The organism is Leclercia sp. UBA2479, from assembly GCF_002341985.1.
GTDB classification, from domain to species: domain Bacteria; phylum Pseudomonadota; class Gammaproteobacteria; order Enterobacterales; family Enterobacteriaceae; genus Enterobacter; species Enterobacter pneumoniae.
On the sequence record NZ_DDPB01000013.1, the window covers coordinates 505843 to 526664 of the forward strand.

Consider the following 20822-nt stretch of genomic DNA (forward strand, 5'->3'; position numbering starts at 1 on the left):
GCTCCTTAGCGAATGATCATATCGTCACGATGAACAGCAACCGGGCCATATTCATACCCGAGAATCGCGTCAATCTGCTGGGAGTGATGGCCTGCGATACGGCGCAGCGCATCGCTATTATAGCGAGAAACGCCGTGGGCAATATCGCGCCCTTCCTGATTGCAGATGCGGATCACTTCACCACGGGAGAAGTTACCTGTCACGTTTTTAATGCCTTTTGGAAGCAATGAGCTCCCACGTTCCAGAATTGCCGCGGTCGCGCCTTCGTCCACGGTGAGCTGCCCCGCCGGGGGGGCACCGAAGATCCAGCGTTTACGGTTCTCCAGCGGCGTCGCTTCGGCATGGAAACGCGTGCCGACAGAGATACCCTCCATCACATCGCCAATCACGCCAGGACGGCTGCCCGCCGCAATAATGGTGTCGATGCCCGCGCGGCAAGCCACGTCCGCAGCCTGCAGTTTTGTGCCCATGCCACCCGTCCCCAGGCCCGAAACGCTGTCGCCGGCAATCGCGCGCAGCGCATCGTCGATCCCTTTCACATCGGTGATCAGTTCAGCCTGTGGGTTGGTACGCGGATCGGCGGTGAACAGCCCTTGCTGGTCGGTCAGCAGCAGCAGTTTATCGGCTCCCGCCAGAATAGCCGCCAGTGCAGAGAGGTTATCGTTATCGCCGACTTTGATTTCGGCGGTGGCCACCGCATCGTTTTCGTTGATGACCGGCACAATGTTGTTATCCAGAAGCGCGCGCAGGGTATCCCGCGCGTTCAGGAAACGCTCGCGGTCTTCCATATCTGCGCGGGTCAGCAACATCTGGCCTACGTGGATGCCGTAAATGGAGAAGAGCTGCTCCCAGAGCTGAATCAGACGGCTTTGGCCCACGGCGGCGAGTAGCTGCTTGGAGGCAATCGTTGCGGGGAGTTCAGGGTAGCCCAGATGTTCGCGCCCGGCGGCAATCGCGCCGGAGGTAACAATAACAATGCGATGCCCTGCGGCATGCAGCTGTGCGCACTGGCGCACCAGCTCAACGATATGGGCGCGATTAAGGCGGCGCGATCCGCCTGTTAATACACTGGTACCGAGTTTTACGACCAGCGTCTGGCTATCACTCATGATTCTCTGCCGTTCAACAATAAGGGAAAATGATGTTAATCAGACGTTTTAGCAGGACTGAGCCGCGTTGCCAACAGGCTTTGCGCAGAGGGGAACACTTTATTGCGCGGGATCAGGAAGCGTAGCGGCAGATTTTTACATTTTTATTACTGAAATAATAAATCAGCGCTTTTTGAAATTATTCTGAAATTGTCATAAAACGTTCACCCGCGGACGTTAAAACCCTTCCTGTTTTTCACGGGGTAATAAGTCGATTCTTATTGCTCAGCGAATATTAGCGCGTTTACAAAACACTCAGGATTGAAAATGAAAAAGAGTACTCTGGCATTAGTGGTAATGAGCGTTGTTGCTTCCGCATCTGTTCACGCAGCAGAAGTTTTTAATAAAAACGGAAATAAACTGGATGTGTACGGTAAAGTAAAAGCCATGCACTACCTCAGTGATGACGACGCCAAAGATGGTGACCAGACCTACGTCCGTTTCGGCTTTAAAGGCGAAACTCAAATTAACGATCAGCTGACCGGTTACGGTCGCTGGGAAGCAGAATTCTCTGGCAACAAAGCCGAGAGCGACGCTACGCAAAAGACCCGTCTGGCCTTCGCCGGTCTTAAAATTAAAGATATTGGTTCTTTCGACTATGGCCGTAATCTGGGCGCACTGTACGACGTAGAAGCCTGGACCGATATGTTCCCGGAATTCGGCGGCGACTCCTCTGGTCAGACCGATAACTTCATGACCAAACGCTCCAGCGGCCTGGCGACGTATCGCAACACCGACTTCTTCGGTGCGGTAGACGGCCTGGACCTGACTCTGCAATATCAGGGTAAAAATGAAAACCGTGACGCCAAGAAACAGAACGGCGACGGCTTCGGTACCTCTTTAAGCTATGACTTCGGCGGCAGCGCGTTTGCGGTGAGCGGCGCGTATACCAACTCCGATCGTACTAACGATCAGAACTTGCTGGCACGTGGTAACGGCGACAAAGCCGAAGCCTGGGGTACCGGTCTGAAATATGACGCTAACGATATCTACCTGGCGGCTATGTATACCGAAACCCGTAATATGACCCCTATTTCCGGTGGCTTTGCGAATAAAGCACAGAACTTTGAAGTAGTGGCACAATATCAATTTGACTTTGGTCTGCGCCCATCCCTGGGTTATGTCCAGTCTAAAGGCAAAAATATTGAAGGGATCGGCAGCGAAGACCTCGTGAAATATATCGATGTGGGCGCGACCTATTATTTCAACAAAAACATGTCCGCGTTTGTTGATTATAAAATCAACCAGATCGACGACGATAATGCGCTGGGCGTGAGCAGCGACGACATCTTTGCCCTAGGTATGACCTACCAGTTCTAATTCATACTAAAAAAAAGCCCGGCTGCCAGAGCCGCCGGGCTTTTTTATTTTGTATTGGTGACCCCGCAATCAGGCGGTAAGTTTCACCGGTTGATTGGTGAAATCATCGGCAGGTTCCAGTTTCAGTTCAAAACTTGCCAGCAGAGTGCGTGCTTTTTCATGGAATTCACGCAGGGTGTGTTCCAGACGCTGCACCACCTCGGGATCTTTAATGGCGACCGCCTGCCAGTGCCCATCTTTATCAAACAGACCAAACTGGTAGCTGTAAGTAAATCGGCTCTCTTCTGCTTCCATCTCCATCCACCAGCCCCAGAATTCGCGCTTTTCCGGCGCGGGCTTAACATTGACGCAAACTGCCAGGCAATCGAAAAAAAAGCGTGCCCCTTCGCACTGCTCTTCCCGGATATACGGGCCAAGAGCCATGAACTTTTTGATCATTCTACTTTTCGGATGTCCACTCGGTAACGTCATTGCGATCTCCTTTTGTGAAGCCACTGTTTTACCAAACCACAAAAAATTAGCAATCAATCAACACAATCTCTGATGGATCCAACGCGAGATTTGCTGCAGTGCTTTGTCAAAATTCTGGTAAACCGGGCTAAACGGCACCTCCAGCAGCTTGCCATCGACAGATGACGAGGTGATTAAACGTGACTCCTCTTCCGGGCTGAATGGATCGTTCTTCCAGTAGCCCGAGAGCATCGGCGTTGGGCAGCGGCGCCCCAGCAAGCCCTGCGTTTTTAACGAATAACGGTTGAGCTCGATGCGCAGCGCCTCGTCGGAGGCTTGCTGCATGCCCAGGCGGCTGGCGAGCACATCCAGATACATCTCTGGCACGCCCCCCTGCCGGGCGGGTTCGCTAAGCAGGGCGTGGACGACCGGACCGAGACAGGCCACCGCCTTCAGGCGCGACGACTCCAGATAGGCCAGACGCACCGCCACGTTCGCACCAAAACGGAAACCAAATGCCGCGACGCGGGTATGATCGACCCAGGGATTTTTTTCCAGCGATCTCAGGGCGTGCTGATGGAGCAAGCTGGAATCCTGGGTCAGCTTCCATTTCGAAGAGAAGCCAATAGAGGGCATATCCAGGGTGAGCATCGCGACGCCCTGCGGGGCGAAATAGCGTTCATAAAGGCTGTAATAATCGGTCTGCAGAGAATCGAGGCCGCCGCACATCATTACCGTCGGGAAGGGACCCTCGCCTGCGGGCATATGCAGGAACCCGGTCACGGAGGGGCCGCCGGGAATGGTGAATTCGATTTCACGTATCCGCCCCGGCAGGTGCTGCGCGGCCTCCTGATAGGCGCGATTTGCCAGCGCCTGCGCCTGCTCTGCCAGCTCATCGCCCTTCAGATGCGGATACGCCGCGATACTGTAAAGGTCGGCGGCGTGCAGCCAGTACTGGCCGCTGAGGGCCGGGTCTGGCTCCTGCGTGGCTTTCTGCTGCCAGAGCATCGCCTGTTTTGCCCACTCATAGATCCAGTTGCCGCCACGATATCCCACCACCGTGTCGTACAGTTCCGGATCGGTACGCTCGGCATCACTCATCACAATGCGCGCCTGCACCTCCAGAATTTCACGCGGATCGATCCCGCGCCAAATCCACATCAGGCGGTTAATCATGCGATACCAGTGAGGAATATTTTTGCCATCCAGCGCGGACTGCACCTGCTGCTCTGTGCCACTGTTGAAGCGGCGAACCAGGGTCGAGGTTTCCGGATGTTTGAATTTGGGTTTGAAGAGAATTTCGCTGAGATTCGCCTGGGTCATTTCGCGCTGCCTCTAGAGATACGTCAGAGAAGGCTATTGTAACGTGCTACAGGCAAAAACAATAACGCCCGGCGTCACCGGGCGTTAAAAAGAGGATTTAGCGGCCTGAAATAGGCGGTACGAAGACCACGCCCATATCCCATGGCTGCTCAATCCAGGTATCTTGCGGGATATCAATCACATAATCATCAACCAGTGGTTTACCCGCCGGTTTTGCGAAGATAGTGACGAAATGCGCTTTTGGATACATTTCTCGAATAGCGACCGCGGTGCCACCGGTATCGACCAGGTCGTCAATAACGATAAAGCCTTCGCCATCACCTTCGGCGCGCTTGAGTACTGTCAGCTCACGCTGGTTGTCATGGTCGTAGCTTGAGATGCAGACGGTATCGACATGACGAATACCCAGCTCACGTGCCAGCAGCGCCCCCGGTACCAAACCGCCACGGCTAACGGCGATAATGCCTTTCCACTGTTCGGAAGGCATCAGGCGCGCAGCCAGTTTGCGTGCGTGAATCTGCAACATGTCCCAGGTGACGACGTATTTTTCGCTCATGTGAAGTGTCCCAGCCTGTTTGTATACGGCTTAAAAAAATGAGGGGTGAACCAGGTTGCGCGAGATTATAGAGATCTGACGCACTAAAAACCAGTGTTAAGCGGCATGGGGTGGAGTTTTTGCATGCTTAATACTATGCGTTGCCAGAGAAAGTGGTATTCTCAACCGCATCTCGCAAGTCTGACTTGTGGTGACTCTAAACCTGCTAACCCCGTGTCCTGCATCCCTGTTGCAGGATATCGACAAGGAGACTCATAGTGTCTGAACTGTCTCAACTATCTCCACAACCGCTGTGGGATATTTTTGCCAAAATCTGCTCCATTCCTCACCCTTCCTATCACGAAGAACAGCTTGCCGAACACATCATGGGCTGGGCGAAGGAAAAAGGGCTGCACGCCGAGCGCGACCAGGTTGGTAACATTCTGATCCGTAAACCTGCCACTAAAGGCATGGAAAACCGCAAAGCAGTAGTACTGCAAGCGCACCTGGACATGGTTCCACAGAAAAACAACGACACCGTTCACGACTTCACTAAAGATCCGATTCAGCCGTACATCGACGGCGAGTGGGTTAAAGCGCGCGGCACCACGCTGGGCGCGGATAACGGTATCGGCATGGCCTCTGCCCTGGCCGTACTGGCTGATGACAGCGTTGAGCATGGCCCGCTGGAAGTGTTGCTGACCATGACGGAAGAAGCGGGTATGGACGGCGCATTTGGTCTGCAGGCGAACTGGCTGCAGGCAGATATCCTGATCAACACTGACTCCGAAGAAGAGGGTGAGATCTACATGGGTTGCGCTGGCGGTATCGATTTCATCGCCACCCTGCCGCTGACCCGTGAAGCGGTACCCGCCAATTTCCAGACCTTTAAGCTGACCCTGAAAGGGCTGAAAGGTGGCCACTCCGGCGGCGATATTCACCTGGGCCTGGGCAATGCGAACAAACTGCTGGCACGCTTCCTGGCAGGCCACGCGGCCGAACTGGATCTGCGCCTTGTCGATTTCAATGGCGGCACCCTGCGTAACGCCATCCCGCGCGAAGCCTTCGCCACCGTCGCCGTTGCGGCTGACAAAGCCGACGCGCTGAAAAACCTGGCGAACGTTTATCTGGATATCCTGAAAAACGAACTCTCGGTGAAAGAGAAGAACCTGACCGTGGTGCTCGAAGCCGTCTCCAGCGACAAAGCGGCGCTGACTACCGCATCCCGTGACGCCTTTGTTCAGTTGCTGAATGCCACACCAAACGGCGTGATCCGTAACTCCGACGTCGCGAAAGGGGTGGTGGAAACCTCCCTGAACGTGGGCGTGGTGACCATGAGCGACGACAGCGCAGAAATCATCTGCCTGATCCGTTCACTTATCGACAGCGGTAAAGAGTACGTTGTGAGTATGCTGGAGTCGCTGGGCGCCCTGGCCGGAGCGAAAACATCCGCAAAAGGCAGCTATCCAGGCTGGCAGCCGGACGCAAGCTCGCCGGTAATGGCCCTGGTTCGTGAAACCTACCAGCGTCTGTTCAACAGCACCCCGAACATTCAGGTGATTCACGCCGGTCTGGAGTGCGGTCTGTTTAAAAAACCGTACCCGGATATGGACATGGTGTCTATCGGCCCAACCATTACGGGTCCGCACTCGCCAGACGAGCAAGTTCATATTGAAAGCGTGGGCCACTACTGGACCCTGCTGACAGAACTGCTGAAAGCCATCCCGGCGAAGTAAGCATTTCTGCTAGCCATCAAGCCCGGCTCCGCCGGGCTTTTTTATAACCCCAGCAACAGCTGCCGCTCTAATTGCGGATCCAATAGCGTGACGTGTAAACCCACCAGCCGTACGCCCCGCCCTGCCCGACGCTCTGCCCAAGTTTTCTTCGCGGTGGCGACAAGGTCGTCTTTGTTGAGACGCGGCCAGACGTGCTCCTGGGTCGTCTGCTGAAAATCGTTAAATTTAAGTTTGACCCCCTGACGGGCAATCAACAGGTCTGGCTTCACTTTCGCCAGTCGCCGCTCTAGCTCGGGATAGAGCTGTTCGGTAATGATTTTTTCACACTCCGCCCAGTCATGAATGTCATCAATCAAGGTGCGCTCCACACCAACCGATTTTCGCAGCCGCTCGCTGTTGACGTCGCGATCGTCAATCCCCTGGCTTCGCTCCCACAACACCCGGCCAAATTTACCGAACCGCTTAAGGAGCATAGCAAGATCGCTATTTTGCACATCTTCGCAGGTGCGAAGCCCCATGCTCTCCAGCTTTGCCGCAGAGACTTTGCCCACCCCGGGGATTTTACTGAGCGACAGGGTTTTTAAGAACGCCGGGACGTCATCGGGCGTGATCACATACTGACCGTTGGGCTTATTAAGATCGGACGCGATCTTGGCCAGGAATTTTACCGGCGCCACCCCCGCCGAGGCGGTGAGGTTGAGTTCGTTGGAGATGGTTTGGCGAATCTCCTGCGCCATCAACGTTGCCGAGCCGTGGCAATGCAGGCTTTCCGTAACGTCGAGATAGGCTTCGTCAAGCGACAGGGGCTCTATGAGAGAGGTGTAGCGGGAGAAGATATCGCGAATATGCAGCGACGCTTCTTTGTAGGCCTCAAAGCGACCCGGCAACAGGGTTAAGTGGGGGCATAGCTTCAGGGCCATCGCCGTAGGCATGGCGCTGCGCACGCCAAATTTGCGCGCCGGGTAGTTTGCCGTGCTGATGACGCCCCGCTTTACGCGGCTGCCGCCGATAGCAATGGGAATATCCCGCAGCGCCGGATTGTCCCGCATCTCTACCGCAGCAAAAAAGCAGTCCATATCGACATGAATGATTTTGCGCATTCCATTCACCATACCTGTAATTGCATACAGTATAACAAACAACATTTAATGCGACAGCCGTTTTAGCGTCTCATTACCGTCATACGGCTATGTTAAAAAGAGAACCCTATAAAAACCTTATAATTCATTATTTTAAAAAATCTCTGGAGATCGTTTCATGAACAAACGGATTGCCGCCTCGCTGCTGTTTCTCAGCACCTCGCTCTGGGCCAGCCCAGAAATCATTGCGCATCGTGGCGGCACGGGCGACGCGCCAGAAAATACCCTGCCGGCCATTAAGCTGGCGCTGCAAAATCAGGCTCAGGCCATCTGGATAACCTTACAGCTTAGCCGTGACGGCGTGCCGGTGCTTTATCGTCCCAGCGACCTGCAGGCGTTAACGTCAATGAAGGGAAAAGTTTCTGCCTACACCGCTGCCGAGCTTACGACCTTTAATGCCGCTACCAAATGGAAAGAGACGATTGCAAATGCCACCATCCCGACGCTAAAAGCCGTACTGGAACAGTGGCCAGAGACCCGGTTCTTTATTGATATTAAATCGCCGGATGCGGCGCCGGAGGAGATGGCGAAACAGCTGACGGCCACCCTGCAAGAGACGAATAGCTTACAGCGGGTTCGCGTTTATTCCACGGAAGATCGTTACCTGGACGCATTGCCGCCTACGGTACCGCGCTTTGTGACCCGCAGTGAAACCCGGACTCGTCTTGCAAACATTTCGCTGAATCATCTGTGCGATGCCCCAGCCAAAACCATGGATGAATACTGGTATGGCCTGGAGCTTAACCGTAAGGTTGAGATAGTCGAAAAATTCACGCTTGGCGAAAGCATTTCGCCGGCGACGCTGACGTGGGACAAAGAGGCGATGACCTGTTTCCGTTCGCAGGGGAATGCGCACATTATTTTACTGGGCATCAACGCCAGCAAAGATTTCCAGACTGCAAAAATGCTGGGTGCCGACGGTGTCGTGGTCGATTCCCCTGCGCAGGCCAGCCAGTGGCATTAATCGTTAATCAGGCCGCGAGCGCGGCCTGATGATTTTAGAGTATTCTGCCCTGCTGACGCCGGGCATCACGTTCCATCCGTTTTTTCCGCGCATCGCACGGTTCAGGGCAGTCGCACACTTTCTCCATGCCCAGGGAGGAGATCCCACCGCAGCTGCCCTGCAGGCTTTTACGCTTGATGATCCAGCCGAGCGACATGGCAAAGATAACCAGCACAAATACCGCAAAGGTGGCGATAAAAACAAACATATCAGCCTCCGAAGTCGTCCAGCATGATGTTCTCATCCTCCACGCCAAGATCTTTCAGCATCCTGATAACCGCCGCGTTCATCACCGGTGGACCGCACATGTAGAACTCGCAGTCTTCCGGCGCGGCATGGTTCTTGAGGTAGTTCTCATACAGCACGTTGTGAATGAAGCCAGTATAGCCCGTCCAATTATCTTCCGGCTGCGGATCGGAGAGCGCAACGTGGAAGCTGAAGTTAGGATTTTCTCGCGCCAGCTGTTCAAACTCGTCATCGTAGAACATCTCACGCCGCGAACGGGCACCGTACCAGAAACTGATTTTACGCTTACTGCCAAGACGCTTTAGCTGATCGAAGATATGTGAGCGCATCGGCGCCATGCCAGCACCGCCGCCGATAAAGACCATTTCGGCCTCGCTCTCTTTGGCAAAGAACTCGCCAAACGGCCCGGAAATCGTGACCTTATCGCCCGCTTTCAGCGACCAGATATAGGAGGACATAATTCCCGGCGGCGCATCAGGCACGCCCGGGGGCGGCGTGGCGATACGCACATTAAGCATGATGATGCCCTTCTCGTCCGGATAGTTGGCCATAGAGTACGCCCGCAGCGTGGGCTCTTTGACGTCAGAGACGAAGCGGAAAAGATTAAATTTATCCCAGTCCGCACGGTACTCGTCAGGCACATCAAAATCGGCGTAAGCCACGGTGTGTTCGGGACATTCGATTTGAATATAGCCCCCTGCACGGAAGGGAACATCTTCGCCTTCCGGTACCCGCAGCTTCAGCTCCTTGATAAAGGTGGCTTTGTTATCGTTGGAGATCACTTCACACTGCCACTTCTTAACGCCGAAAATCTCTTCAGGCAGTTCGATTTTCATGTTCTGGCGCACCGCCACCTGGCAGGCCAGACGACATCCCTCTTTCGCCTCGCGCTTACTGATATGCGCAAGCTCGGTGGGGAGGATATCACCGCCCCCCTCTTTCACGACAACCCGGCACTGTCCGCAGGAGCCGCCGCCGCCGCAGGCGGAGGAGACAAAAATGCCGTTGCCGGAGAGCGTATTGAGCAGCTTATCACCCGCCGCGGTGCGAATCTGTTTGTCCGCTTCATCGTTAATATCGATCGTGACATCACCGGCATTAACCAGCTTCGCACGCGCCACCAGAATCAACCCGGACAGCATCAGAACGATGAGCGTAAACATCACGACGCCAAGAATAATTTCCATTTATTAAGCCCTTATAGCTGCACACCGGAGAAGGACATAAAGCCCAGCGCCATTAAACCGGTGGTGATAAAGGTGATCCCTAAGCCGCGCAGACCGGCCGGCACGTTAGCGTATTTCATTTTTTCGCGGATCCCTGCCATGGTGACAATCGCCAGCATCCAGCCAATACCCGAGCCAAATCCGTACACGACCGACTCGGTGAAGTTGTAATCACGCTGAACCATAAATGACACCCCGCCAAAGATGGCGCAGTTCACCGCAATCAACGGCAGGAAGATCCCCAGCGCGTTGTAAAGGGATGGAAAGTATTTATCGAGGATCATCTCCAGAATCTGCACCAGCGCAGCAATCACGCCAATAAAGGTAATGAAGTTAAGGAAGCTGAGATCCACCCCTTCCACCAGCGCACCGTCGCGCAGCACCAGGTTGAAGACCAGATTGTTAATCGGGACCGACAACCCCAGCACCACCGTCACGGCCACGCCAAGACCAAACGCGGTCGATACCTTTTTGGAGACGGCAAGAAAAGTACACATCCCGAGGAAGAACGCGAGCGCCATGTTTTCGACAAACACCGCGCGCACAAACAAACTAAGGTAATGAGCCATTGTCGGTTACTCCTTTTCCTGCTGCTCCGGGCGCCAGGTTCTCACCGCCCAGATCAACAAACCGATAATGAAGAAGGCACTTGGTGCCAGCAAAAACAGGCCATTCGGCAGGTACCAGCCACCGTTTTGCACGGTATCCAGTACCGTAATCCCAAACAGTTTTCCGCTGCCAATCAGCTCTCGCAGGAAGCCCACGGTCAGCAGAATCACCCCGTAACCGAGGCCGTTGCCAATGCCATCCATAAAGCTTGCCAACGGCGGCATTTTCATGGCGTAGGCTTCAGCCCGGCCCATCACAATACAGTTGGTGATGATCAAGCCGACAAACACCGACAGCTGTTTCGAGGTTTCATAGGCGAAGGCGCGTAACAGTTGATCCACCACGATCACCAGCGAGGCGATGATCGCCATCTGCACAATAATGCGTACGCTGTTGGGGATATGGTGGCGAATCATCGAGATAAACATGCTGGAGAACGCCGTCACCAGCGTCACCGCCAGAGTCATGACTACCGCCGTTTCCAGTTTTGTGGTCACCGCCAGCGCCGAGCAGACCCCCAGCACCTGCAGGGTGATAGGGTTATTGGCAATCAACGGCCCAATCAAAACCCGTTTGACTTCTTTCAGCTCGCCCGCGTCAGCCATGATTCAGCTCTCCTTCACGTACTTTTTTAAGAAAGGGCCCAAAACCCAGTTCGCCCATCCAGAAATCGAAACTGTGTTGTACGCCGTTCGAGGTGAGCGTGGCGCCAGAAAGGCCATCTACCGCGTACTCGTCGCCTTGCCGCGCAGCGCCTTTCATCACTTTCAGCGCCGGCTGCCCGTTATCGTCCAGCACTTTTTTGCCAATAAATTGCGCACGCCAGCCCGGGTTTTCGACTTCACCGCCCAGCCCCGGGGTTTCTCCCTGGTCGTACCAGGTGATGCCTTTAACGGTGCGACCATCGGTATCAAGGGCCACAAAGGCATACATCATTGACCACAGGCCGTTGCCATAGACCGGCAGAACCAGCTGCTGCACACGTTGTTGTTCATCGCGCACCAGATAGATTTCAGCAACGTTGCTGCGACGCTTAATACCCGCCGGATCTTCGCTGGCCTCCAGTACCGTACTCATTTTGGGATCCTTTAGCGCCAGCCCCTGGTTATAGCTGTTTGGATCCTTGTCGAGTATCGCGCCGGTTTTTAGCTCCACCAGCTTCGGCGTGATACGCTCGGCAAAGGTCTGTGCGACCTCTTCAGCGCTCATCTCACCCTGCATGAGTCCCGTTACCGCCAGGATATTGCGCTGTTTGTCCAGGGCTCGCTGCTCCTGCTGGCGCGACTTCAGCCCTACGGCAGAGCCCGCCACCACAATGGAGCACACCAGGCACAGCACCAGCACCACTATCAAGGTCTTGCCGATGCTATCGTTATTTTTGTTCTCAGCCACGTGCCTTCCTCCGTCTGATGTTGGCCTGCGCCACCAGGTAGTCGAACAGCGGCGCGAACAGGTTGGCAAACAGGATCGCCAGCATCATCCCTTCCGGATAAGCCGGGTTGACCACGCGGATCAACACGCACATGGCACCGATCAGGATGCCGTAGCACCACTTCCCTTTGTCGGTAAATGAAGCCGAGACCGGATCGGTTGCCATAAACATCATGCCGAAGGCAAAACCGCCCAGTACCAGGTGCCAGTACCATGGCATAGAGAACATCGGGTTGGTGTCGGAACCTATCAGGTTAAAGAGCGAGGCGATGGCAATCATGCCGATCATGACCCCGGCCACGATGCGCCAGGAGGCGACGCGACCAAACAGAATGATGGCACCGCCAATCAGGATCATCAGCGTTGATACCTCACCTATCGACCCCGGAATGGTGCCGATGAAGGCATCAAACCAACTAACGGGCTGGCCGGTGGCGTTATTGACCAGCGTCTCACCGCCGTGTGCCGCCCACTGCGAAAGCGGCGTTGCGCCCGAGAAGCCGTCAGCCGCCGTCCAGACCAGGTCGCCAGAAATTTGGGCCGGATAGGCAAAGAAGAGAAAAGCACGGCCGGCCAGGGCCGGATTGAGGAAGTTACGTCCGGTGCCGCCGAAGAGTTCTTTCGCCATCACCACGCCAAAACTGATGCCCATCGCCGCCTGCCACAAAGGAAGCGTGGGGGGCACAATCAGGGCAAACAGAATTGAGGTGACGAAGAATCCCTCGTTAATCTCGTGCTTACGCACGATGGCAAACAGCACTTCCCAGAAGCCACCGACCAGGAAAACCGTCATATAAACAGGCAGGAAGTAGACGGCCCCCAGGGTCATCATGCTTATCCAGCCAGCATCGGCAGCAAAGCTCACGCCGAGCATCTGCGCCACGCGGTAGTGCCAGTCGCCCTGAATAACCTGCTGGAGTTGCTGGGCGTCGTACAGATGGTGCAACGCCGGGATGGTTTGCAGGCCCACGTTGTACATGCCCCAGAACATCGCAGGGAAGACGGCAAACCAGACGAGGATCATCATCCTTTTGAGATCGATGGCATCGCGTACGTGCGCAGCCCCCTTCGTCACCTGACCCGGGGTGTAAAACACCGTTGTGGTCGCTTCAAACAGCGGGTAATACTTTTCCAGTTTGCCGCCATGCGTAAAGTGCGGCTCCAGTTTTTCAATGAGATGTTTCAGGCCCATCGGTTATCCTTCCTGCTCAATGCGGGTTAATACCTCGCGCAACACCGGTCCATATTCGTATTTTCCTGGGCAAACGTAGGTGCAGAGCGCCAGATCTTCTTCATCCAGCTCCAGGCAGCCCAGCGCCTGTGCGCCGTCGGTATCACCGGCCAGCAAATCGCGCAGGAGCAGAGTGGGCAAAATATCGAGCGGCATTACCCGCTCGTAGTTGCCGATGGGAACCATGGCACGTTCGCCACCATGGGTGGACGTCGAGAAATTAAACAGCTTTTTACGCAGGAAATGGCCGAGGGTGGTGCGGGTGACGGAATGCTTCTCCGCGCCCGGCATCACCCAACCGAAAAGCTCTTTTTCACGCCCTTCCAGCACGACGCTGACCTGCAGATGAAAACGCCCGAGGTATGCCTGCGCACCTGTGGCATGCCTGCCGCTCAGCACCGAACCGGAGATGTGACGGTTTTCCCCATCCAGGGTCTCCTGGGCCAGCAGTTCGTTAAGATCGGCACCCAGTTCGGTACGCACCAGTCGCGGCGTTTTCAGCTGTGGGCCGCCAAGCGCGATCACGCGTTCACTGGAGAGCACCCCGGTGGTAAAGAGCTTACCGATGGCGATGACATCCTGATAATTGAGATGCCAGACCTGTTTTGTCAGGCTCACCGGCTCAAGGAAATGGATATGCGTACCTACCAGCCCGGCCGGATGCGGGCCAGCAAACGCATTAAAGGTCACTTGCCCCTGTGCATGACCGCCCAGCTTCCCGCCGCTGGCCTGGCAGACATGTACCCGCCCGTCGGTCAGACGCGTCAGTACCGTTAGCCCGGCATCAAAGTCCTGACGCTGGGCCAAAATAATCGGCTGCGGGTCAGCGCTCAGGGGATGGGTGTCGATAGCGGTCACGAAAATGGCTGCCGGGACCGTATCGGGAACCGGCGTTTTACTGTAAGGACGCGTGCGTAGCGCCGTCCAGAGACCAGAAGCCAACAGTTGCGCTTGCACTGCCGAACGACTGAGCGTTGGCAGCTCAGCGAGCGGGTAGTGGGCGAACTCACGCTGGCTGTCGCCCTCAATGCGAATCACCACCGATTGCAGAACACGCCGCTCGCCGCGATGAATAGCCACCACGGTGCCGCTGGCCGGGGCGGTAAAGAGCACGCCCGGGTTCTTTTTATCTTCGAACAGCGCCTGTCCTTTTACAACGCTGTCCCCCTCCTGTACCAGCATGGCAGGCCGCATCCCCACGTAGTCATCCCCCAGAACAGCGACATGATGCGGGCGCGAGCCTGGAGAGATCTGCTGCACTGGAATGCCGGAGATCGGCAAATCAAGTCCTTTTTTGATTCTTATCATAGTGTTAGAAATACCCATAAACGACCTGACCGGCCAACAAGCCAGACGGGTCAATAATCGATACACAGGAAGAAAGGAAGGGTTGAGGCACCCGGATAAGCGGCGGAGTTGAGCCAACTCCTGAGAAAAGCATCCTTTCTAATCCTTCGGTCTTAAGGCTGCCGAAGTGTACCATTTCCCTGGTTCAGGCGGCAGGAATTGCGGCGTCCCGGGCACTAAAATGCGAGCTAATGCGCAAAGTTCTCACAGCCATCGCAGACGAGATGGGATATAACGTAAAACTATTTTGTAAACCCGCGCCCTGGATCTTGCGAAAAACTCCAGTGGTGCTAATGTGAGCGCTCCTAAATGCAGATAAATCTGATTTCGGGTCTCTTTTGCCGTCCTGGCAAGTTGGTTTAGTTTTATCAAGGAACATGTAGTATGCGCAAAATCGCATTGTTCATTGCGATGCTTCTGATTCCGTGCGTGTCATTTGCCGGGCTGCTCAGCAGCGATAGCTCGACAACGCCGGTCAGCAAAGAGTATAAGCAGCAGTTGATGGGGTCCCCTGTCTATATCCAGATTTTTAAAGAGGAGCGGACGCTCGATCTTTACGTGAAGATGGGTGAGACGTATCAGCTGCTCGATAGCTACAAAATCTGTAACTATTCCGGCGGTCTTGGCCCGAAACAGCGTCAGGGCGATTTTAAGAGTCCGGAAGGGTTCTATACCGTGCAGCGCAGCCAGCTCAAACCCGATAGCCGCTTCTATAAAGCGATCAATATCGGCTTCCCGAATCAGTACGACCGTGCGCATGGTTATGACGGCAAATACCTGATGATCCACGGTGCCTGCGTCTCAGTTGGCTGCTACGCCATGACCGACAGCGGAATTGATGAGATCTTCCAGTTTGTGACCGGCGCACTGGTGTTTGGCCAGCCTGGCGTTCAGGTGAGTATCTATCCGTTCCGCATGACCGATGCCAATATGCAGCGTCATAAATACTCTTATTACGCCGATTTCTGGAAACAGCTCAAACCGGGCTATGACTACTTCCAGCAAACGCTTAAGCCGCCGACCGTATCAGTCGTGGATGGCCGCTATGTGGTCAGCAAGCCGCTTAGCCACGAAGTGGTTCATCCACAGCTGGCGTCAAACTACGCGGTCCCCGAGGCAAAATAAGACCCACTCTCCTGGCATGATCTTTTGCCAGGACTCATTGCCCGTCAGCGGCTGAGTGGCGATCACCGTGACCACATCGTTGGGTGTGGTCTCGGTCTGAAAATCAATTTCCACATCCTGATCCAGCAGCTTTGCCACACCGAACGGCGCCCGACGGGTGATCCAGAAGAGGTTGGTAGAGCAAAACGCCATGACGTAACGCCCGTCCGACAGCAGCATATTAAATACCCCTTTCTCACGTAGCTCGGTGGCCAGCGAGGCGATGTATTTGAATACCGCGGTCATATTGCCTGGCGTGCGCGGGTAGCGCTCGGTCAGTTTGTGCAACAACCAGCAAAAAGCCTTTTCGCTGTCGGTTTCGCCCACCGGGCGGAAGTTGCCGGTTTCCAGCGATTTATAGCCCGACAGTTGCCCGTTATGCGCGTAAGTCCAGTTACGTCCCCAGAGCTCGCGGGTAAAGGGGTGGGTATTTTCCAGCGCCACTTCGCCGCGATTTGCCTGGCGAATGTGGGCAATCACTGAGCAGGATTTTATCGGATAATCCTGCACCAGACGGGCTATAGGTGAGTTAAAGCTGGGTTGTGGATCCTTGAAGGTGCGACAGCCTTTGCCTTCATAGAAGGTAATACCCCAGCCGTCTTTATGCGGCCCGGTCCCTCCTCCGCGCTGCACCAGCCCGGTAAAACTAAAGCAGATATCGGTTGGCACATTGGCGCTCATCCCGAGCAGTTCGCACATACATGACCTCCACAACAGCGGGGACAATGATGCCCCCGGCGAAGATTTACTTAACCATCTCTTTTTCGATCAACTGAATCAGGATATGAATCACTTTAATGTGAATTTCCTGGATGCGGTCAGCATAGCCAAAGTGAGGAACGCGGATCTCGATGTCCGCCGTGCCGGCCATTTTGCCGCCATCTTTACCGGTCAGGGTGATGACTTTCATCCCTTTCGCCCGGGCCGCTTCAATCGCTTTGATGATGTTACCGGAGTTACCAGACGTGGAAATGCCCAACAGAACATCCCCTTCACGCCCCACCGCTTCAACATAGCGAGAGAAGACATAGTCGTAACCAAAGTCGTTGCTCACGCAGGAGATGTGGCTCACGTCGGAGATCGCAATCGCCGGGTAGCCCGGACGGTTTTCACGATAACGACCGGTCAGCTCTTCGGCGAAGTGCATGGCGTCACAATGTGAGCCACCGTTGCCGCAAGAGAGCACCTTACCGCCGTCTTTAAAGCTGTCGGCAAGCAGGACCGCCGCGCGCTGAATAGCGTGGATATTGGCTTCATCTTTCAGAAAGTTGGCCAGCGTTTCCGCCGCTTCGTTCAGTTCGTTACGAATAAGATCCTGGTACATGAGGATAATCCTTCAGTATTGATGAAATAACAGTGCGAGTGTAACGGATAGCGCGAAAAGCGAGAAGCTAAAGCCACACGATTCGTCGGCGGTTTTGATTTTTTGTGCCGGGTAAAACATGAACAATGTGAACCAGGTTGTAATTACTTTGTAAACACATTGCTAAAAGAAGTGACATCCACTACAACCATATCATCACAAGTGGTCAGACCTCCTACAAGCAAGGGAGCTTTTCTTTATGATGATTTTGAGTCTTATCGCAACCGTTGTTCTGATCGGTGCGCTCTTTTATCACCGCGTCAATTTGCTGCTGAGCAGCCTGATTTTACTGGCATGGACCGCAGCGCTGGGGTTAGCTGGCCTGTGGAATATCTGGGTGGTACTGCCGCTGGCCATCATCCTGTTGCCGTTCAATTTACCGTCGATGCGTAAGTCGATGATCTCTGCCCCGGTATTCCGCGGTTTCCGTAAAGTGATGCCGCCGATGTCCCGTACAGAGAAAGAGGCAATCGACGCCGGCACCACCTGGTGGGAAGGTGACCTCTTCCAGGGCAAGCCGGACTGGAAAAAACTGCACAACTATCCTCAGCCGCGTCTGACCGCAGAAGAGCAGGCCTTTATCGATGGCCCGGTAGAAGAAGCGTGCCGCATGGCAAACGACTTTGCTATCACCCATGAGATGGCCGATTTACCGCCTGAGCTTTGGGCATATCTGAAAGAACATCGCTTCTTCGCGATGATCATCAAAAAAGAGTACGGCGGCCTGGAGTTCTCGGCTTACGCGCAAGCCCGCGTGCTGCAAAAGTTGGCCGGGGTTTCGGGCATCCTGGCGATCACCGTCGGGGTACCTAACTCATTAGGCCCGGGTGAGCTGCTGCAACATTACGGTACGGAAGAGCAGAAAAATCACTATCTGCCGCGACTGGCCCGTGGCCAGGAGATCCCTTGCTTCGCATTGACCAGTCCGGAAGCGGGCTCCGATGCGGGCGCCATTCCGGATACCGGCGTGGTCTGCATGGGTGAGTGGCAGGGTGAGCAGGTGCTAGGTATGCGCCTGACCTGGAACAAGCGCTACATCACGCTGGCACCTATCGCCACCGTGCTGGGGCTGGCCTTTAAACTCTCTGACCCGGACAAACTGCTGGGCGGTGATGAAGAGCTGGGCATTACCTGTGCGCTGATCCCGACCTCCACGCCTGGCGTTGAAATTGGCCGCCGCCACTTCCCGCTGAACGTGCCGTTCCAGAACGGGCCGACGCGCGGGCAGGATATCTTTGTACCAATTGATTACATTATTGGCGGTCCGAAAATGGCCGGTCAGGGCTGGCGTATGCTGGTGGAGTGTCTGTCGGTCGGGCGTGGTATTACCTTGCCGTCGAACTCTACCGGTGGCCTGAAATCGGTGGCGATGGGGATTGGTGCTTATGCGCATATCCGCCGTCAGTTCAAAATTGCCATCGGCAAGATGGAAGGGATCGAAGAGCCTCTGGCGCGTATCGCAGGCAATGCCTACGTGATGGACGCCGCGGCATCATTAATTACCTACGGCATCATGCTCGGCGAAAAACCGGCGGTGCTGTCGGCGATTGTGAAGTATCACTGTACCCACCGTGCGCAGCAGTCGATTATTGATGCGATGGATATCGCAGGCGGTAAAGGCATTATGCTCGGCGAAGGCAACTTCCTGGCGCGAGGCTATCAGGGTGCGCCTATTGCCATCACCGTAGAAGGGGCAAACATTCTGACCCGTAGCATGATGATCTTCGGCCAGGGGGCGATTCGTTGCCATCCTTATGTGCTGGAAGAGATGGCGGCGGCGCAGAACAACGATCTCGACGCGTTCGATAAGCTCTTCTTTAAACATATTGGTCACGTGGGAAGCAACGAAATGCGTAGCTTCTGGCTGGGTCTGACGCGCGGTCTCACCAGTGCCACCCCAACCGGCGATGCCACTAAACGTTACTACCAGCACCTTAACCGCCTGAGTGCTAACCTGGCGCTGCTCTCGGACGTCTCCATGGCCGTGCTGGGCGGAAGCCTGAAGCGTCGTGAACGCATCTCAGCCCGTCTGGGCGATGTGCTGAGCCAGATCTTCCTCGCCTCGGCGGTACTGAAACGCTACGACGATGAAGGCCGTCATGAAGCGGATCTGCCGCTGGTGCACTGGGGCGTACAGGATGCGCTTTATCAGGCAGAACAGGCCATTGATGATCTGCTGGCGAACTTCCCGAACCGTTTTGTGGCCGGTGCCCTGCGCGTGGTGATCTTCCCGACCGGACGTCACTACCTGGCGCCGAGCGATAAGCTGGATCACAAAGTGGCGAAGATCCTGCAAATACCGAGCGCAACCCGCTCCCGTATCGGCCGCGGTCAGTATCTGGCCCCGACGGAGCATAACCCGGTCGGTCTGCTGGAACAGGCGCTGCTGGATGTCATGGCGGCCGACCCGATTCACCAGAAAATCTGTAAACAGCTGGGCAAAAACCTGCCGTTTACCCGTCTGGATGAACTGGCTCAGCAGGCGATGGCGGGTGGGATCATCACCCCGGATGAAGCGGCTGTGCTGGTGAAAGCGGAAGAGAGTCGTCTGCGCAGTATCAATGTTGATGATTTCGATGCTGAAGAGCTGGCGACCCAGCCGGTAAAGCTGCCGGAGAAGGTCCGCAAGCCTGAAGCGGCGTAAGCCAAATCGGACCGACAAACCCCGCCCCGTGCGGGGTTTTTTATTGCCCCCATTTCGCCGGGCCTCGTGCTACAGTGTTTTGATGCGGTCCTGTGAGGAGTCTTAACTGTGCCTGGTTTGAAAATTACGCTGTTACAACAACCCTTAGTCTGGATGGATGGCCCTGCCAACCTGCGTCATTTTGATCGTCAGCTGGAGGCGATTTCCGGTCGCGATATCATTGTGTTGCCGGAGATGTTTACTACCGGCTTTGCCATGGAAGCCGCGACAAAATCGCTGGCACAGGAAGAGGTCGTGGCCTGGATGCAGGCAAAGGCACAGCAAGCCAACGCGTTGATCGCAGGCAGCGCTGCCCTGCAAACTGAACGTGGCCCGGTGAACCGCTTCCTGCTGGTGGAGCCTGAAGGTAAGGTGCATTTCTACGACAAGCGCCACCTCTTCAGAATGGCCGATGAGCATCAGCATTACGAGGCGGGTAATGTGCGCGTGGTGTTTGAGTGGCGCGGCTGGCGTATTCTGCCGCTGGTCTGTTACGACCTGCGCTTCCCGGTCTGGTCACGTAACCGCGACGATTATGACCTTGCGCTGTATGTTGCCAACTGGCCCGCTCCGCGCTCGCTGCACTGGCAAGCTCTGCTGACCGCGCGAGCCATTGAAAACCAGGCCTGGGTCGCGGGATGTAACCGGGTAGGCACCGACGGCAATGGTCACCATTATCGTGGTGATAGCCGGGTGGTGAGCCCGCAAGGCGAGATCATTGCCACTGCCGAGCCACATCAGGCGACGCGCATTGACGCTGAGCTCTCACTGACGGCGTTAAAGGAGTATCGGGAGAAGTTCCCTGCCTGGCAGGATGCGGATCCGTTTCGTATTGAGTGAGTTCCCCTCACCCTGACCCACTCTCCAA

At 55.3% G+C, this 20822-nt stretch carries 20 protein-coding genes; 6 read left to right on the forward strand and 14 right to left on the reverse strand.

Annotated elements, in window-relative coordinates; genetic code table 11:
• Positions 1–5: 5 nt before the first annotated feature.
• Positions 6–1109 carry a glutamate 5-kinase gene (gene proB, locus B3B59_RS20220; RefSeq protein WP_040077021.1) on the reverse strand — a complete coding sequence of 368 codons (1104 nt, stop codon included), beginning with the start codon at positions 1107–1109 and terminating at the stop codon, positions 6–8.
• Positions 1110–1415: 306 nt separating this feature from the next.
• Here proB and phoE point away from each other — a divergent pair, with 306 nt between their 5' ends.
• Complete coding sequence (gene phoE / locus B3B59_RS20225) at positions 1416–2468, forward strand: phosphoporin PhoE (RefSeq protein WP_286809851.1); 1053 nt, start codon at positions 1416–1418, stop codon at positions 2466–2468.
• Between the two features lie 69 nt (positions 2469–2537).
• On the opposite strand, the gene crl is transcribed toward phoE, so the two are convergent.
• The 3 genes from crl to gpt form a co-directional block, all read right to left on the reverse strand.
• On the reverse strand, positions 2538–2939 hold the full coding sequence (gene crl, locus B3B59_RS20230) for a sigma factor-binding protein Crl (RefSeq protein ID WP_046886717.1): 402 nt from the start codon (positions 2937–2939) through the stop codon (positions 2538–2540).
• A gap of 57 nt (positions 2940–2996) precedes the next feature.
• A complete protein-coding gene (gene frsA, locus B3B59_RS20235; RefSeq protein WP_286809852.1) occupies positions 2997–4241 on the reverse strand; it encodes an esterase FrsA in 1245 nt (414 codons plus the stop codon).
• A gap of 97 nt (positions 4242–4338) precedes the next feature.
• Positions 4339–4797 carry a xanthine phosphoribosyltransferase gene (gene gpt, locus B3B59_RS20240; RefSeq protein WP_040077024.1) on the reverse strand — a complete coding sequence of 153 codons (459 nt, stop codon included), beginning with the start codon at positions 4795–4797 and terminating at the stop codon, positions 4339–4341.
• A gap of 257 nt (positions 4798–5054) precedes the next feature.
• Here gpt and pepD point away from each other — a divergent pair, with 257 nt between their 5' ends.
• Positions 5055–6512: a cytosol nonspecific dipeptidase gene (gene pepD / locus B3B59_RS20245; RefSeq protein ID WP_207293051.1), complete on the forward strand. Its 1458-nt coding sequence runs from the start codon at positions 5055–5057 to the stop codon at positions 6510–6512.
• Positions 6513–6553: 41 nt separating this feature from the next.
• Here pepD and dinB read toward each other — a convergent pair whose 3' ends face one another.
• Positions 6554–7612: a DNA polymerase IV gene (gene dinB / locus B3B59_RS20250; RefSeq protein ID WP_046886714.1), complete on the reverse strand. Its 1059-nt coding sequence runs from the start codon at positions 7610–7612 to the stop codon at positions 6554–6556.
• A gap of 157 nt (positions 7613–7769) precedes the next feature.
• Between dinB and B3B59_RS20255 the strand changes: the two genes are divergently transcribed.
• Positions 7770–8615 (forward strand): glycerophosphodiester phosphodiesterase family protein, encoded by an 846-nt coding sequence (locus B3B59_RS20255; RefSeq protein ID WP_286809853.1) that lies wholly within the window; start codon positions 7770–7772, stop codon positions 8613–8615.
• Between the two features lie 34 nt (positions 8616–8649).
• On the opposite strand, the gene nqrM is transcribed toward B3B59_RS20255, so the two are convergent.
• The 7 genes from nqrM to B3B59_RS20290 are packed head-to-tail and all read right to left on the reverse strand — an operon-like array spanning position 8650 to position 14705.
• Positions 8650–8862, reverse strand: coding sequence for a (Na+)-NQR maturation NqrM (gene nqrM, locus B3B59_RS20260; protein ID WP_046886712.1), 213 nt, complete (start codon positions 8860–8862; stop codon positions 8650–8652).
• Between the two features lies 1 nt (position 8863).
• On the reverse strand, positions 8864–10087 hold the full coding sequence (nqrF, locus tag B3B59_RS20265; protein WP_046886711.1) for an NADH:ubiquinone reductase (Na(+)-transporting) subunit F: 1224 nt from the start codon (positions 10085–10087) through the stop codon (positions 8864–8866).
• 11 nt (positions 10088–10098) lie between these two features.
• Positions 10099–10695 (reverse strand): NADH:ubiquinone reductase (Na(+)-transporting) subunit E, encoded by a 597-nt coding sequence (nqrE, locus tag B3B59_RS20270; RefSeq protein ID WP_046886710.1) that lies wholly within the window; start codon positions 10693–10695, stop codon positions 10099–10101.
• Positions 10696–10701: 6 nt separating this feature from the next.
• A complete protein-coding gene (locus B3B59_RS20275) occupies positions 10702–11340 on the reverse strand; it encodes an NADH:ubiquinone reductase (Na(+)-transporting) subunit D (protein ID WP_032616678.1) in 639 nt (212 codons plus the stop codon).
• Entirely contained in the window at positions 11333–12127 is a 795-nt protein-coding gene (locus B3B59_RS20280) for a Na(+)-translocating NADH-quinone reductase subunit C (protein WP_286809854.1), read from the reverse strand. The genes B3B59_RS20275 and B3B59_RS20280 overlap by 8 nt, the downstream gene beginning before the upstream one ends.
• Positions 12120–13358 carry an NADH:ubiquinone reductase (Na(+)-transporting) subunit B gene (locus tag B3B59_RS20285; RefSeq protein WP_046886708.1) on the reverse strand — a complete coding sequence of 413 codons (1239 nt, stop codon included), beginning with the start codon at positions 13356–13358 and terminating at the stop codon, positions 12120–12122. Before B3B59_RS20285 ends, B3B59_RS20280 begins: the two co-directional genes overlap by 8 nt.
• A gap of 3 nt (positions 13359–13361) precedes the next feature.
• On the reverse strand, positions 13362–14705 hold the full coding sequence (locus tag B3B59_RS20290) for a Na(+)-translocating NADH-quinone reductase subunit A (protein WP_046886729.1): 1344 nt from the start codon (positions 14703–14705) through the stop codon (positions 13362–13364).
• Between the two features lie 423 nt (positions 14706–15128).
• On the opposite strand from B3B59_RS20290, the gene dpaA reads away from it, so the two are divergent.
• Positions 15129–15869 carry a peptidoglycan meso-diaminopimelic acid protein amidase gene (gene dpaA / locus B3B59_RS20295; protein WP_286809855.1) on the forward strand — a complete coding sequence of 247 codons (741 nt, stop codon included), beginning with the start codon at positions 15129–15131 and terminating at the stop codon, positions 15867–15869.
• On the opposite strand, the gene B3B59_RS20300 is transcribed toward dpaA, so the two are convergent.
• On the reverse strand, positions 15840–16607 hold the full coding sequence (locus tag B3B59_RS20300; protein WP_040077037.1) for a class II glutamine amidotransferase: 768 nt from the start codon (positions 16605–16607) through the stop codon (positions 15840–15842). The two genes, dpaA and B3B59_RS20300, sit on opposite strands and share 30 nt — an antisense overlap.
• 46 nt (positions 16608–16653) lie before the next feature.
• The gene (gene lpcA / locus B3B59_RS20305) at positions 16654–17232 is read right to left on the reverse strand and encodes a D-sedoheptulose 7-phosphate isomerase (RefSeq protein ID WP_040077038.1); all 579 of its coding nucleotides are present in this window, start codon (positions 17230–17232) and stop codon (positions 16654–16656) included.
• 238 nt (positions 17233–17470) lie between these two features.
• On the opposite strand from lpcA, the gene fadE reads away from it, so the two are divergent.
• Positions 17471–19915 carry an acyl-CoA dehydrogenase FadE gene (gene fadE / locus B3B59_RS20310; RefSeq protein ID WP_040077039.1) on the forward strand — a complete coding sequence of 815 codons (2445 nt, stop codon included), beginning with the start codon at positions 17471–17473 and terminating at the stop codon, positions 19913–19915.
• Positions 19916–20023: 108 nt separating this feature from the next.
• Positions 20024–20794 carry an amidohydrolase gene (locus B3B59_RS20315; protein ID WP_207293046.1) on the forward strand — a complete coding sequence of 257 codons (771 nt, stop codon included), beginning with the start codon at positions 20024–20026 and terminating at the stop codon, positions 20792–20794.
• Positions 20795–20822: the final 28 nt, after the last annotated feature.

Excerpts from the sequence above, each read along its gene's own strand:
- proB (WP_040077021.1), bottom strand. The coding sequence starts at position 1,109 with ATGAGTGATAGCCAGACGCTGGTCGTAAAACTCGGTACCAGTGTATTA.
- phoE (WP_286809851.1), top strand. The coding sequence starts at position 1,416 with ATGAAAAAGAGTACTCTGGCATTAGTGGTAATGAGCGTTGTTGCTTCC.
- crl (WP_046886717.1), bottom strand. The coding sequence starts at position 2,939 with ATGACGTTACCGAGTGGACATCCGAAAAGTAGAATGATCAAAAAGTTC.
- frsA (WP_286809852.1), bottom strand. The coding sequence starts at position 4,241 with ATGACCCAGGCGAATCTCAGCGAAATTCTCTTCAAACCCAAATTCAAA.
- gpt (WP_040077024.1), bottom strand. The coding sequence starts at position 4,797 with ATGAGCGAAAAATACGTCGTCACCTGGGACATGTTGCAGATTCACGCA.
- dinB (WP_046886714.1), bottom strand. The coding sequence starts at position 7,612 with ATGCGCAAAATCATTCATGTCGATATGGACTGCTTTTTTGCTGCGGTA.
- B3B59_RS20255 (WP_286809853.1), top strand. The coding sequence starts at position 7,770 with ATGAACAAACGGATTGCCGCCTCGCTGCTGTTTCTCAGCACCTCGCTC.
- nqrM (WP_046886712.1), bottom strand. The coding sequence starts at position 8,862 with ATGTTTGTTTTTATCGCCACCTTTGCGGTATTTGTGCTGGTTATCTTT.
- nqrF (WP_046886711.1), bottom strand. The coding sequence starts at position 10,087 with ATGGAAATTATTCTTGGCGTCGTGATGTTTACGCTCATCGTTCTGATG.
- nqrE (WP_046886710.1), bottom strand. The coding sequence starts at position 10,695 with ATGGCTCATTACCTTAGTTTGTTTGTGCGCGCGGTGTTTGTCGAAAAC.
- B3B59_RS20275 (WP_032616678.1), bottom strand. The coding sequence starts at position 11,340 with ATGGCTGACGCGGGCGAGCTGAAAGAAGTCAAACGGGTTTTGATTGGG.
- B3B59_RS20285 (WP_046886708.1), bottom strand. The coding sequence starts at position 13,358 with ATGGGCCTGAAACATCTCATTGAAAAACTGGAGCCGCACTTTACGCAT.
- B3B59_RS20290 (WP_046886729.1), bottom strand. The coding sequence starts at position 14,705 with ATGATAAGAATCAAAAAAGGACTTGATTTGCCGATCTCCGGCATTCCA.
- dpaA (WP_286809855.1), top strand. The coding sequence starts at position 15,129 with ATGCGCAAAATCGCATTGTTCATTGCGATGCTTCTGATTCCGTGCGTG.
- B3B59_RS20300 (WP_040077037.1), bottom strand. The coding sequence starts at position 16,607 with ATGTGCGAACTGCTCGGGATGAGCGCCAATGTGCCAACCGATATCTGC.
- lpcA (WP_040077038.1), bottom strand. The coding sequence starts at position 17,232 with ATGTACCAGGATCTTATTCGTAACGAACTGAACGAAGCGGCGGAAACG.
- fadE (WP_040077039.1), top strand. The coding sequence starts at position 17,471 with ATGATGATTTTGAGTCTTATCGCAACCGTTGTTCTGATCGGTGCGCTC.